The 13,793-nt window shown below is 46.4% G+C and carries 11 protein-coding genes; all 11 read left to right on the top strand.

Features of this window, described 5'->3' with window-relative positions; translation table 11 throughout:
• Window positions 1-27: 27 nt before the first annotated feature.
• The 11 genes from VIG27_RS14100 (at window position 28) to aspS (ending at window position 13,762) form a co-directional block, all read left to right on the top strand.
• Window positions 28-915: a site-specific tyrosine recombinase gene (locus tag VIG27_RS14100; protein WP_394523162.1), complete on the top strand. Its 888-nt coding sequence runs from the start codon at window positions 28-30 to the stop codon at window positions 913-915.
• 170 nt (window positions 916-1,085) lie between these two features.
• Window positions 1,086-1,610: an adenine phosphoribosyltransferase gene (locus VIG27_RS14095; protein WP_394523161.1), complete on the top strand. Its 525-nt coding sequence runs from the start codon at window positions 1,086-1,088 to the stop codon at window positions 1,608-1,610.
• Window positions 1,611-1,793: 183 nt separating this feature from the next.
• Complete coding sequence (locus tag VIG27_RS14090) at window positions 1,794-3,017, top strand: NAD(P)-dependent oxidoreductase (RefSeq protein ID WP_394523160.1); 1,224 nt, start codon at window positions 1,794-1,796, stop codon at window positions 3,015-3,017.
• Between the two features lie 5 nt (window positions 3,018-3,022).
• The gene (locus VIG27_RS14085) at window positions 3,023-3,931 is read left to right on the top strand and encodes an AEC family transporter (protein WP_394523159.1); all 909 of its coding nucleotides are present in this window, start codon (window positions 3,023-3,025) and stop codon (window positions 3,929-3,931) included.
• A gap of 108 nt (window positions 3,932-4,039) precedes the next feature.
• Complete coding sequence (gene add, locus VIG27_RS14080) at window positions 4,040-5,032, top strand: adenosine deaminase (protein ID WP_394523158.1); 993 nt, start codon at window positions 4,040-4,042, stop codon at window positions 5,030-5,032.
• A 105-nt stretch (window positions 5,033-5,137) separates the two neighbouring features.
• Entirely contained in the window at window positions 5,138-7,414 is a 2,277-nt protein-coding gene (locus tag VIG27_RS14075; RefSeq protein ID WP_394527595.1) for a RelA/SpoT family protein, read from the top strand.
• A gap of 51 nt (window positions 7,415-7,465) precedes the next feature.
• Window positions 7,466-8,488: a CatB-related O-acetyltransferase gene (locus VIG27_RS14070; protein WP_394523157.1), complete on the top strand. Its 1,023-nt coding sequence runs from the start codon at window positions 7,466-7,468 to the stop codon at window positions 8,486-8,488.
• 42 nt (window positions 8,489-8,530) lie between these two features.
• Window positions 8,531-9,175, top strand: a complete 645-nt coding sequence (locus VIG27_RS14065; protein WP_394523156.1) for an MBL fold metallo-hydrolase — start codon at window positions 8,531-8,533, stop codon at window positions 9,173-9,175.
• Window positions 9,176-9,185: 10 nt separating this feature from the next.
• On the top strand, window positions 9,186-10,640 hold the full coding sequence (gene hemZ / locus VIG27_RS14060) for a coproporphyrinogen dehydrogenase HemZ (RefSeq protein ID WP_394523155.1): 1,455 nt from the start codon (window positions 9,186-9,188) through the stop codon (window positions 10,638-10,640).
• Window positions 10,641-10,693: 53 nt separating this feature from the next.
• Complete coding sequence (hisS, locus tag VIG27_RS14055; protein WP_394523154.1) at window positions 10,694-11,953, top strand: histidine--tRNA ligase; 1,260 nt, start codon at window positions 10,694-10,696, stop codon at window positions 11,951-11,953.
• An 18-nt stretch (window positions 11,954-11,971) separates the two neighbouring features.
• On the top strand, window positions 11,972-13,762 hold the full coding sequence (gene aspS, locus VIG27_RS14050; protein ID WP_394523153.1) for an aspartate--tRNA ligase: 1,791 nt from the start codon (window positions 11,972-11,974) through the stop codon (window positions 13,760-13,762).
• Window positions 13,763-13,793 lie beyond the last annotated feature (31 nt).

Here is a 13,793-nt window from a genome sequence, read left to right as displayed (position 1 = left end):
TAAACCGAACGGTTAGGGGAAATGGAAATGGTAGTTGAGATTAATCATTTTATAATTTATTTGAGAGAGATAAAAAAAACATCAAAAAACACTGAGGTATCATACCAGAGGGATTTGATGCAGATGGCCTCCTTTTTGGGACGGCAGGGGATTGTAGAAGTAGGCAAAGTCACTAAGACAAGCCTTAATTCCTATATCCTTTACCTGGAAAAGGAAGGAAAAGCAACGACTACTATTTCAAGAACACTGGCGTCCATGAAGGCATTTTTTCATTACGAATGTGCAGAAGGCAGAATCAGCAAGGACCCGGCAGAACTGCTCAAAGCACCCAAGGTGGAAAAAAAAGCGCCTACCATACTGACCGTGGATGAAGTGAACTGCTTATTAAGTCAGCCAGACGGAGATTCTCCCAAGGAACTGAGAGACCGGGCCATGCTGGAGCTTCTCTATGCCACAGGCATCCGGGTATCCGAGTTGATCAATTTAAAAAAAACGGATTTAAACCTTATGGTAGGCTATATCACTTGCAGGGACCAGCATAAAGAGCGCATGATCCCCTTTGGAAAAGTGGCAAAGCTTGCCCTTTCTGCCTATATGGAGCGGGGACGGAGCTATTTATTAAAGGAACAGGATGGGGAATGGCTGTTTACCAACTGCAACGGGAAGCCCATGAGCCGTCAGGGATTCTGGAAGATCATCAAGTTTTACGGCGATAAGGCGGGAATTAAGGCGGATATCACCCCTCACTCTCTCCGCCATTCTTTTGCAGCTCATCTGCTCCGCAACGGAGCGGACATCCATGTGGTACAAGCCATGCTGGGGCATTCGGATATGGCGACCACCCAGATGTATATGAATTATACCCAGAAAGATGCGGTCCGCCACGCTTATACAGGAGTCCATCCAAGAGGTTAAGAATGAATAAGAACTTTGACATGCCTTCCGTCATACATTGCGGAAGGCATTTGTTGTTGCCTAAAATGCCCGAACAGTAAAAACAACATTTGCCTGTAAAGCAGGTTTGCGATATAATAGGAAAGGTCGTGCTTTTACCGTATGAATAATATAATGATGAGGTATAAAAAATGAAAAAGTTAGAAGAATATGTCACAAGCATTCCTGATTTTCCGGAGGAAGGGATCATTTTCCGGGATGTGACGACCATACTGGAAGATCCCAATGGACTTTCCCTGGCAGTGGATGGCGTTCGCCAGATGCTTGAAGGTGTGGAATACGATTCTGTCATCGGTCCTGAATCCAGAGGGTTTATCTTCGGTGTTCCAGTGGCTTACGCAGAGCATAAAGGCTTTATCCCGATCCGTAAAAAGGGAAAGCTTCCAAGAGAGGTTCTTTCTGCAGATTATGCACTGGAGTATGGGACCGCAACCATTGAGATCCATAAAGATTCCATCAAGCCGGGTCAGAAAGTGGTTATCATTGATGATCTGATCGCCACCGGAGGAACCATCGAAGCCATTATTAAATTAGTGGAGGAGCTTGGCGGTGAGGTGGTAAAGATCTGCTTTATCATGGAACTTGCAGGATTAAAAGGAAGAGAAAAACTTGCCGGATATGACGTGGAATCTCTGATCATTTACGAAGGAAAATAAGAGGAAAAATCAGGCGGTTTTTCTTCAATTATCGATATATTTTTATCAAAATTTATTTTTTTCGATACATCTTTGGGTCCTATTGATTTTATGATTTTCCCTATGATATGATATGAATTAAAAAATAATGCTGTGTTGACTGCAGCAATTTCATAAACAGCAGATAGAGAAAGGATGAATCATATGGCCGTACATGTAATTGACGAAGCGAACCGTTGTTTAAATTGTAAAAAGCCTATGTGCCGGCAGGGCTGCCCGATTAACACCCCGATTCCACAGATGATCCAGGCATTTAAGGGCGGAGATATCAACCAGGCCGGAGAGATGTTATTTGAGAATAATCCAATGTCCCTGGTGTGTTCTTTGGTATGCAATCACGAAAAGCAGTGCGAGGGGCACTGCATACTCGGGAAAAAGGGCCAATCCGTCCATATCAGCAGTATTGAAAACTATATTTCAGATACGGTTTTTGATAAATTGAAGATCGAATGCAAGCCCAAGAATGGAAAAAAGGTGGCGGTGATCGGTGCAGGACCGGCGGGCATCACGATTGCCGTTCTTTTAACAAAGGAAGGCTACAGTGTGACCATTTTTGATGCAAAGGATAAGCTGGGCGGTGTCCTTCAGTACGGCATACCGGATTTCCGCCTGCCCAAATCCATTTTGGAACGGTACCGCAAAAAACTTTTGGACCTCGGCGTGAAGATTCGCCCCAATACAGCCATCGGTACCGCTTTGCAGATTAAAGATCTGGTGCGGGATGGATATCAGAGTATTTTTATCGGAACCGGAGTATGGAGACCAAAGACTCTGGGGGTAAAAGGGGAATCTCTGGGCAATGTCCACTATGCCATAGACTATCTGGCAAATCCCGATGCATATGATCTGGGAGACCGGGTGGCTGTCATTGGAATGGGAAATTCTGCCATGGACGTAGCAAGAACGGTCATCCGCCATGGAGCGAGAAAGGTGACTCTCTATGCAAGAGGGCTCCGCAGCAATGCCAGCGAGCATGAAACCACGTATGCCAAGCTTGACGGTGCAGATTTCCAGTTTGGAAAGCAGATCGTAGAGATTACGGATGACGGTCCTGTGTTTTTAACGGTGAGCTATGATGAAGAAGGAAAACAGATTGGGATATCCGAGGAAAAGGAACAGGTTTATGCGGATTCCACCATCATTTCCATCAGTCAGGGACCAAAGAGCAAGCTTGTGAACACCACAGAAGGATTAAAAGCCAGTCAAAACGGTCTTCTTATGACCGATGACGAAGGGCGTACCACCATTCCGGGTGTCTTTGCCTCCGGAGATGTGGTGTTAGGAGCCAGGACCGTGGTAGAGGCGGTCGCCTATTCTAAAATTGTGGCCCATGCCATGGATGAATACATGAAATCAAAAGAAGAGTGATAAATATGGATTACAGCAGTCTCATAAATCTGCAGGGGATGCTTTTTCTTCTGGTAGCGGCAGGCATTGTGCTTCGGAAAAAAGGTATTTTACCGGAACATGCAAAAGCTGTATTGACGGATCTGGTCATTTACCTGATTCTTCCCTGCAATATCATCAGCTCCTTTTTTATTGAGTTTAATATGGAGATTTTAAAAGGATTTGCCGTAATTTTGGTGATCGCCACATTAATTCAATTTGGCTGTCTGCTGTTTGCCAGGACCCTTTATAACAGGGAACCGGACAGACGGAAAAAGGTGCTTCAGTATGGTACGGTATGTTCCAACGCAGGATTTATGGGAAATCCGATTGCAGAAGGAGTTTACGGGGGCCAGGGTCTGATGTATGCTTCTATCTTTCTGATCCCTCAAAGGATCGTAATGTGGTCGGCCGGAGTATCCTATTTTACAAAAAGCCCGGACCGGAAGACTGTAGTGAAAAAAGTCGTGACCCACCCTTGCATTGTTGCGGTATACATCGGCATGTTTTTAATGGTCACGCAGCTTAACCTTCCGGTATTTCTGGAGAATACAGTAAGAAACATCGGCGGGTGTACCACTACGGTATCCATGGTTTTGATCGGAACCATATTGGCTGAGGTGAAGCCTGGTACGATCCTTGACCGGGGAATCATAAAATATACGGTGATCCGCCTGTTTTTGATCCCCCTGCTGGTATTTGCAGGCTGCCGTCTGTTTTCGGTAGATCCCCTGCTTTCCGGAATATCCGTACTTCTTACCGGAATGCCGGCCGGCAGCACCACCGCCATACTTGCTGCAAAGTATGACGGAGATTATATTTTTGCAACAAAGTGCGTGGTAGTGACCACTCTGTTGTCTTTGATCACCATACCCTTATGGTGTGTGGTTCTTTAAAATGGCAGACGGATTTTCCCGTCTGCCATTTTAGATAATCCTGGAAACGGATTGTTGCTTTACCGGGAATATGATAGAATGTTTCCAATGAAGGAAGGAGGGATCGTTATGAAACGACCGGAAACGGATCTCCATTTGCATTTGGACGGCTCTTTGTCCATTGAGGTGATCAGGCAGCTGGCAGATGAGACAGGATATGATTTTGAGGGGCGCAGTATGAAAGAATGTGTCTCCGTGGGAGAAAATTGCGAAAGTCTGGTGGAGTATTTAAAGTGCTTTGATTTACCGGGGCAGCTGCTTCAGACCGAAAAGGCCCTGGAGCTGGCATCAAAGGATTTGGTGGAGCGGTTGGCGAAACAGGGGGTTATCTATGCTGAAATCCGGTTTGCACCCCAGCTTCATATAAAAAAAGGGCTTTCTAAGGAAAAAACGGTGGAAGCAGTGATCCGTGGAGTGGAAAAAGGAATGGAACACTCATCCATAAAGGCCGGAGTCCTGCTTTGTTCCATGGTCAACGGCTCTGACCGTGAAAATGAAGAAACCTTTGAGATTGCCGGATCTTATTTAAAGAAAGGTGTGGCAGGTGTAGATATTGCCGGACCGGAGGGAATGGTGCCGATGGAACATTTTGAGCCTCTCTTTAAAAAGGCTTACCGGAAAGACATTCCCTTTACCATTCATGCAGGCGAGTGCGGGGATAGCGATCATATTTTAAAAGCGGTGTCTTACGGCGCAAAGAGAATTGGACATGGCTGTGCGGCCATCCATTCGGAAACGTGTATGGACCTTTTGAAAAAGGAAAAGATTACATTAGAGATGTGTGTGATCAGCAACTTACAGACAAAGGCAGTTGCGTCTATCAAAGAGCATCCTTTGAAGGCTTTTTATGACAGAGGAATCCGGGTGACTTACAATACGGACAACATTACCGTATCGGATACGACCCTTAACAAGGAAGCGGAGCTTATCAAGAAATATCTGGGATTTACAGAAGCAGATTTGAGGCAGATGAACCGTTATGCGCTGGAAGGGGCTTTTTTAGATCAGGCAGAGAAAGAAAAAATAATTGCATTTTTCGACAATAATAATTATAATGAATGATAACTACGTTTAAAAAACGGTGAATACTGGGAATGCTACAAAAAAAGGTGACGGTATATGGCAGATTATCCAATCATGGAAAATAGTAATGAGACAGCTTTGGGAATGGGAAGACAGGAGAAGCGGAGGCTGGATACGGAATTGGAAGCTCCGGCAGATTTTACAAGCCCCGAGGTTCTTTATGAAGAACTGGTGAAATGCATCAGAAGATACCATCCATCCGATGATCTTACCATGATCCAAAAGGCTTATCAAATCGCATACGATGCGCATAAGGACCAAAAACGAAAATCGGGTGAACCCTATATCATTCACCCTCTTTGCGTTGCCATTATACTGGCGGACTTGGAGATGGATAAGGAAACCATTGCAGCAGGCATCCTCCATGATGTGGTGGAGGACACCGTGATGTCCTTAGATGAGCTGAGAGAGGAATTCGGCGGGGAAGTGGCTCTTTTAGTGGACGGTGTAACAAAGCTGACCCAGATATCCTGGTCCATGGATAAGATGGAGCTTCAGGCGGAAAACCTGAGGAAGATGTTTTTAGCCATGGCAAAAGATATCCGTGTCATCATTATTAAGCTGTCTGACCGCCTGCACAACATGCGGACTCTGCAGTATATGAAGCCGGAGAAGCAGAAGGATAAGGCAAGGGAGACCATGGAGATCTATGCTCCCATCGCACACCGTCTCGGTATATCAAAGATCAAGATTGAGCTGGATGATTTATCCTTAAAGTACCTCCATCCCGACACGTATTACGAACTGGCAGAGAAAATATCACTAAAAAAGGATGCCAGGGAATACTTTGTAAAGAGCATTGTTGACGAGGTACAGGAGCATCTGCGTGCTTCCGGAATTGAAGGAAGGGTAGATGGCCGTGTAAAGCATTTTTTCAGTATCTATAAAAAGATGGTGAATCAGAATAAGACCCTGGACCAGATCTATGACCTGTTTGCAGTCAGGATCATCGTGGAAAGCGTCAAGGACTGCTATGCGGCCCTTGGAGTGATCCATGAGATGTATAAGCCGATTCCGGGCCGTTTCAAGGATTACATTGCCATGCCAAAGCCTAACATGTACCAGTCCCTTCACACTACGTTGATCGGCAACAATGGTCAGCCCTTTGAGATACAGATCCGTACCTATGAGATGCACCGGACGGCAGAATACGGAATCGCGGCCCATTGGAAGTACAAGGAAAGCGGCAGCGGGCAGGTGGCGGCCGCAAAAGAAGAAGAGAAGCTGAGCTGGCTGCGCCAGATACTGGAATGGCAGAAGGATATGTCCGATAACCTGGAGTTCTTAAACATGGTAAAGGGCGATCTGGATTTGTTTTCCGACAGTGTTTACTGCTTTACGCCTTCCGGTGATGTAAAAAATCTTCCCAGCGGTTCAACGCCCATTGACTTTGCATACTCCATTCACAGTGCCGTAGGCAATAAGATGGTGGGAGCCAGGGTCAACGGCAAACTTGTCAATATTGAATATGTGATCCAGAACGGGGACCAGGTAGAGATTATAACCTCACAAAACAGCAAGGGTCCCAGCAGAGACTGGCTGAATCTGGTAAAGAGCACGCAGGCCAAGAATAAGATCAACCAGTGGTTCAAGACCGAGCTGAAGGAAGACAACATTATCCGCGGCAAGGAGATGGTGGACCGTTACTGCAAGGCAAAAGGAATTACCTATTCGGATATTAACAAGCCGGAGTACCAGGAAAAAGTCATGAAGCGCTATGCGTTCCGCGACTGGGAGTCCGTTCTTGCCTCCATCGGCCACGGCGGATTAAAAGAGGGCCAGGTCATCAATAAGATGATTGATGAGAGGGATAAAAAACTAAAGAAGGAAGTTACGGACAATACCATTTTAAATGGCATTGAAGACATGAGTAACAAGCTTCCCATTAAGCGGCGTTCCGGAAGCGGCATTGTCGTCAAGGGTATTCATGACCTTGCGGTTCGTTTTTCCAAATGCTGCAGCCCGGTGCCGGGAGACGAGATCGTCGGCTTTGTGACCAGAGGAAGAGGAATTTCCATTCACAGAACCGACTGCATCAATGTCTTTAATCTGCCGGAGGAGGAGAGAAACCGGCTCATTGACGCAGAATGGCAGGAGCAGGAGGGTGACGATACCAAAGAGAGGTATTCCACAGAAATCAAAATATTTGCCAATAACCGAATCGGTATGTTTGTTGATATATCCAAGGTATTTACGGAACGGCAGATCGACATTACTTCCATGAATTCCAGAACCAACAAACAGGGCAAGGCGACCATAACCATGACCTTTGATATCCACGGAGTGGAGGAACTGGGAAAACTGGTTGATAAGCTGAGACAAATCGAGGGTGTTATAGACATTGAGAGGACTGCGGGATAGCGCAGTTTTCTTAATTTTAGCCGAAGATCCGTGATGGAAAGGAGAATTTGGATGATACAGGGTGTGCGCTACAACCCTTATACCATCAGACAGGCAACGGTTTGTCCGCTGCCGGTACCAGGATCGGAAATGCAGTTTCCCTTGTTACAAATCGACGTTGACAGTTATATTGTGGGAGCTGAGATCCAGTCCGGAATCAATTTTAACTACGCGGAAGGTGTTCATTGTATACAAATAGGCAAATATTCTGCCCTGGCAGAAAAAATAACATTCCTGGTGAATCTAAATCACGATTATAAATCCGTTTTTCAGGGAAGTCCCTCCTTTATAAGCGGAAGTACGAAAAGCAGATTAAAGCGAAAGGGCTCCGTTCTGATCCAGAACGACGTCTGGATTGGGCATGGGGTGACGATCATAAGCGGGGTCACCATTCACAACGGAGCCATCATAGGTGCGGAAAGCGTGGTCACAAAGGATGTTCCTGCCTATGCAATTGCAGCAGGAAATCCCGCAAAGATCATTGGGTACCGTTTCCCGGAGGAGCAGAGAACTGCACTCAACGCCATCGCATGGTGGAACTGGAGTCCGGATAAGCTGCTGGAACGAAAAGAAGCTCTCCTTTTGCCGGTGGAGGAGTTCATTAAAGCCTATCAAACGGAAGCAGAGGAATTCTGGAGTCCGGCAGCACCGGTAATTGAAAAAGATGACCGGAAGAACATCCTTTTTATTCCGGATGTGGAAGAACCGTTTCCGGTATGGCAGAAGGTCATAAAAGAGTATAGTTCCTCCCCGGAACTCTGGCCGGAGACACGGCTTATTTTGTATCTTCCTCCCTCTGGCGGGGGAAAGGGGCATGATGCTTTGCTCAGGGAGTTTTTGAAGGAGCACAAGAATCAAAATGCCCGGATATTGTTGCAGGAAGGAACCGCAGAAGAAGAGATACAAAGCCTGTTTGCAGCATCGGATTATTTTATCACCACAAGACAGGAAAAGAATCTGCTGTGGACCGAATATGCGGACCACTATGGAGTGAAGCTGCAATATGGTACGGATATTCCCGTTTTTACCCTGTGAGACAGAAATACATACAGATAATATCAGTAAGGAGACAAAATCATGAGTGATTTCAGAATCAAAACTTATCCGGTGGGACAAATCGGCACCAATTGCTACATCCTTTACCGGGAAGCCTATAAGAAAGCAGTCATTGTAGATCCAGGCGCACAGGGAAACGATATCCTTGCCCGCTGCAGGGAGCTAAAAGTAACACCGGAGGCGATTTTCTTAACCCACGGACATTTTGACCACATTCTTGGGGTGGAAGACATCAGACGTGAATTTCCCGAGATACGGATTTATGCCGGAGAACAGGAAAAAGAGCTTTTACAGAACCCCTCCGTTAATTTATCTGCTTCGTTTGGGAGAGCCTATTCTCTGGAGGCGGATCGGGACTTAAAGGATCAGGAGCGGTTAGAGGTGGGAGGAATCTCGTTTCAGGTGATCCATACTCCGGGGCATACCGAAGGCTCCATCTGCTTTTATGCGGCAGAGGAGGAGGTCTTAGTCAGCGGTGATACTCTCTTTTTGGAATCCCTGGGAAGAACGGATTTTCCAACCGGAGATCAGTCCAAGATCATAAACTCCATCCGGGAAAAGCTGTTTATACTGCCGGGAGATACCCTTGTTTACCCCGGACACGGCGAAATGACCACGATCGGCCACGAGAAAGCCTTCAATCCGGTTGCATTATACAGAGGATAGGAAAAAGAACATGATAGGATTAATATTAGACGACCAGTCTTTTGAACAGGATATCCGGGAATTGCTGATGGCATTTTATCCGGGAGAAACGTTTGCTCATGAAGAGGATGCAAATGAAACCTACCGCCTTCTGGTCCATAGCCAGACAGGGGCGGACCGTTTCGGACTCCGGATAAAGGATATGGACAACGCAAGGGAATGCTCCGAAAGCACTCCTGTCCAGTTTGGGGACCGGTTTGATACGAAAAACCGCATTAAGAGGATGCTTTACGGCATGGCAAGGGAACTTACCGGGAAGACACTTCCATGGGGGACCTTAACCGGGATCAGGCCCACCAAGATCGCCATGACAAAGCTTATGGAAGGACAGCCGGAGGAAGCTGTCCGGGCTTATATGAAGGAGACCTACTTAACCAGTGATGCAAAAATTGATTTGAGCATTGAGATCGCAAAAAGGGAATGGAATCTTCTTTCTGATATAGACTATGCTCATGGTTACAGCTTATATGTGGGAATCCCCTTTTGCCCCACCACCTGCTTATACTGTTCCTTTACCTCTTTCCCCATCGCACAGTGGGAAAAACGGATGGAAGAGTATTTAGAGGCGTTGTTTCGGGAAATGGATTATACAGCGGCAAAGATGGAAGGAAGGACGCTGGATACCGTCTATATTGGAGGCGGTACCCCCACCTCCCTTTCCGCCGCTCATTTGGACCGGCTGATCAAAAGACTGAAGGAAACGTTTGATTTTCAGACGGTCAAGGAATTTACGGTGGAGGCCGGACGGCCCGACAGCATTACAGAGGACAAGCTAAGGGTATTAAAAGGACATGGAGTGACCCGGATTTCCATCAATCCCCAGACCATGAAGCAGGAGACATTATCCATCATTGGGCGGAGACATTCGGTGGATATGGTTAAGGAGCAGTATCACCTGGCCAGATCCTTAGGCTTTGACAACATCAATATGGATCTCATCATCGGCCTGCCGGAAGAGGATATGGATGATGTGAAGCATACCATGGAAGAGATAAAAGCCTTAGGCCCGGACAGCATCACCGTTCATTCCCTTGCCATCAAGCGTGCGGCGCGTCTGAATATGTTCAAGGAAAAGTATGGCGATTTAAAGATCACCAACACCCAGGAGATGATTGATTTAACGGCTGCTTATGCCAGAGAAATGGGGCAGGAACCCTACTACCTGTACCGCCAGAAGAACATGGCGGGGAATTTTGAGAATGTAGGTTATTCCCTTCCCGGCAAAGCCTGTATTTACAACATTTTGATCATGGAGGAAAAACAGACCATCATCGCATTGGGTGCAGGAACCACCACGAAAGTGGTATTCCCATCAGAAAACCGTCTGGAGCGGGTGGAAAATGTAAAAGATGTGGAGCAATACATCACAAGGATTGATGAAATGCTGGAGAGAAAAGAAAAAATGCTTGCAAAATTGGAAATGTAATTTACAATAGAGGCAGGATAAATTTATAAATTCAGAAAAACGGAGTGAATAAAATGGCATTAAAAAAGAAACCGGTTACCGGAATGAAGGATATTCTCCCCGCTGAGATGCAGGTGCGTGAATACGTAATGAAACAGATACGTGAAACTTACGGTGGCTTTGGCTTTCATTCCATTGAGACTCCCTGTGTGGAACATATCGAGAATCTTTCCAGCAAACAGGGCGGTGACAATGAGAAGCTGATTTTTAAGATCATGAAACGCGGGGAAAAATTAAATTTAGAAGAGGCCAGGGAGGAAAATGATCTGGTAGACAGCGGACTCCGTTATGATTTAACGGTTCCCTTATCCAGATATTATTCCAACAATGCAGCCGTTTTGCCCTCTCCCTTTAAATCCCTTCAGATGGGAAGTGTATGGAGAGCAGACCGTCCGCAAAAAGGCCGTTTCAGACAGTTTGTACAGTGTGACATCGACATCCTTGGAGATCCTACCAGAATGGCAGAGATTGAACTCATCCTTGCGACCACCACACTCCTTGGAAAGATCGGTTTTAAAGGATATACGGTCCGGATCAATGACCGGAACATCTTAAAGGGAATGGCAGCATACTGCGGTTTCCCGGAAGAAGCCTATGACCAGGTATTTATCATTTTGGACAAGATGGACAAGATTGGCATGGACGGTGTGGCAAGAGAGCTTTCCGAGGCAGGCTATGAAGAGGAAAAGATCAGGAAATATCTGTCTCTTTTTGATTCCGTCACCTTTGATTCTGCAGGAGTGCGCAGCCTGGGAGCCGTTTTGAACGGTGTTTTAAAACCGGGGGAAGCAGAGAATCTGGCGGCAATCATGGACAGCGTGAGCGGCATATCCACCAGCAAGTTTGAGATCCGGTTTGATCCGACTCTGGTACGGGGGATGTCTTATTACACCGGAACTATTTTTGAGATCCAGGTAGACGGATTCCCGGGTTCCGTAGGCGGAGGCGGCCGTTATGATAAGATGATCGGCAAATTTACAGGCATGGATACTCCGGCCTGCGGATTTTCCATCGGTTTTGAGCGGATCATCACGATTTTAATGGACGAAGGATTTACCGTACCTGGAAGTGATGAGAAAAAAGTATTTCTCATTGAAAAAGGCGTAAGTGATGAAGTCACCAACCAGGTTATGAAAGAGGCGATGGAAGAACGGGCCAAGGGAGTGACCGTTTTGGTTTCCCAGATGAATAAGAATAAAAAATTCCAGAAGGAAAGTCTTATAAAGGAAGGGTATACCCAGTTCAAGGAATTCTACAAAGAAGAGCTGAAGTAAGGATATCAGGAGGATAATATGGCAGAGTCAATGCTGGGATTAAAAAGATCCCATAGATGTACAGAGGTTACCACAGCAGATATAGGCAGTGAAGTTACTGTTATGGGCTGGGTTCAGAAAAGCAGAAATAAGGGAGGGCTTATCTTTGTCGATTTGAGAGACCGTTCCGGAATTCTGCAGATTATTTTTGAAGAGAGCAGCTGCGAAGCGGAAAGCTTTGCAAAAGCGGAAAAGTTAAGGAGTGAATTTGTGATCGCAGTCACCGGTGTGGTTGAGAGCCGGGCCGGCGGTGTCAATGAACATCTTGCAACCGGTGCGATTGAAGTACGTGCAAAGGGCTTAAGAATTCTGTCCGAATCCGAGACTCCCCCATTTCCGATTGAAGAAAACAGCAAGACAAAGGAAGAACTGAGATTAAAATACCGCTATCTGGATTTAAGAAGACCAGACATTCAAAAGAATATTAAGGTAAGAAGCCAGGTCGCTACACTGACCAGAGCATTTCTTGCGGAAGAGGGATTTTTGGAGATTGAGACCCCGACGCTGATTAAAAGCACACCGGAAGGCGCCCGCGATTATCTGGTGCCGAGCCGGGTTCATAAAGGGGCCTTTTATGCCCTTCCCCAGTCTCCCCAGCTTTATAAGCAGCTGCTGATGTGCTCCGGTTATGACCGTTACTTCCAGCTTGCAAGGTGCTACCGGGATGAAGACCTTCGTGCCGACCGGCAGCCGGAATTCACTCAGATTGATATGGAGCTGTCATTTGTTGATGTAGAGGATGTTTTGGAAGTCAATGAAAGACTGTTGAAGAAATTATTCAAGGAGATCTGTAATGTGGATATTGATGTTCCTCTCCTGAGACTGACCTGGCGGGAAGCAATGGACCGTTTTGGTTCAGATAAGCCGGACATGCGTTTTGGCATGGAACTGAAAAATGTTTCCGACGTAGTCAGAAATACAGAATTTGCAGTCTTCAAAGGTGCACTGGAACAGGGCGGCTCTGTCCGCGGGATCAATGCCGAAGGCCAGGGAGCCATGCCGCGTAAAAAAATCGACGCTCTTGTGGAATATGCAAAAGGGTTTGGCGCAAAAGGCCTTGCCTACCTTGCCATTAACGAAGACGGAACTTACAAATGCTCCTTTGCCAAATTCATGACCGAAGAAGAACTTCATGCGCTGGCAGATGCAATGGACGGAAAGCCAGGAGATCTTCTGCTGTTTGCAGCAGACCGTGACAAGGTAGTATTTGATGTACTGGGTAACTTGAGATTAGAGCTTGCAAGACAGCTGGATCTTCTGAAAAAGGATGATTTTAAGTTTTTATGGGTAACAGAATTCCCGCTTTTAGAGTATAACGAAGAACAGGGACGGTATACAGCGATGCACCATCCGTTCACCATGCCTATGGATGAAGACTGGGCTCTGATTGACAGCGACCCTGGTGCGGTCCGTGCCAAAGCATACGATATCGTATTAAACGGTACGGAACTTGGCGGCGGTTCTGTCCGTATCCACCAGAGCGACATCCAGTCCAAGATGCTGGAGCTGCTGGGCTTTACCAAAGAGCAGGCACAGGAACAGTTCGGCTTTTTGTTGGATGCGTTTAAGTATGGGGTTCCGCCTCATGCAGGCCTTGCCTATGGTCTTGACCGTGTGGTTATGCTGATGGTAGGTGCAGACAGCATCCGTGATGTAATCGCCTTCCCTAAGGTAAAAGATGCCTCCTGTCTGATGTCAGAAGCTCCTGCTCCGGTAGATTCAAAGCAGCTGGATGAATTGGGAATTGGAATCAGCGATGAAAATGAATAATTAAACGAGAGTGTACCTCTGCCAAAGATTT

It is taken from the genome of Lacrimispora sinapis (assembly GCF_043633585.1).
GTDB lineage: Bacteria > Bacillota > Clostridia > Lachnospirales > Lachnospiraceae > Lacrimispora > Lacrimispora sinapis.
Note: the sequence above shows the minus strand (reverse complement) of the source record. Positions and strands in the feature narration are given on the sequence as shown.

Bases quoted from the DNA above. Each gene is read 5' to 3' on its own strand.
- VIG27_RS14100 (WP_394523162.1), top strand. From the start codon at position 28: ATGGTAGTTGAGATTAATCATTTTATAATTTATTTGAGAGAGATAAAA.
- VIG27_RS14095 (WP_394523161.1), top strand. From the start codon at position 1,086: ATGAAAAAGTTAGAAGAATATGTCACAAGCATTCCTGATTTTCCGGAG.
- VIG27_RS14090 (WP_394523160.1), top strand. From the start codon at position 1,794: ATGGCCGTACATGTAATTGACGAAGCGAACCGTTGTTTAAATTGTAAA.
- VIG27_RS14085 (WP_394523159.1), top strand. From the start codon at position 3,023: ATGGATTACAGCAGTCTCATAAATCTGCAGGGGATGCTTTTTCTTCTG.
- add (WP_394523158.1), top strand. From the start codon at position 4,040: ATGAAACGACCGGAAACGGATCTCCATTTGCATTTGGACGGCTCTTTG.
- VIG27_RS14075 (WP_394527595.1), top strand. From the start codon at position 5,138: ATGGGAAGACAGGAGAAGCGGAGGCTGGATACGGAATTGGAAGCTCCG.
- VIG27_RS14070 (WP_394523157.1), top strand. From the start codon at position 7,466: ATGATACAGGGTGTGCGCTACAACCCTTATACCATCAGACAGGCAACG.
- VIG27_RS14065 (WP_394523156.1), top strand. From the start codon at position 8,531: ATGAGTGATTTCAGAATCAAAACTTATCCGGTGGGACAAATCGGCACC.
- hemZ (WP_394523155.1), top strand. From the start codon at position 9,186: ATGATAGGATTAATATTAGACGACCAGTCTTTTGAACAGGATATCCGG.
- hisS (WP_394523154.1), top strand. From the start codon at position 10,694: ATGGCATTAAAAAAGAAACCGGTTACCGGAATGAAGGATATTCTCCCC.
- aspS (WP_394523153.1), top strand. From the start codon at position 11,972: ATGGCAGAGTCAATGCTGGGATTAAAAAGATCCCATAGATGTACAGAG.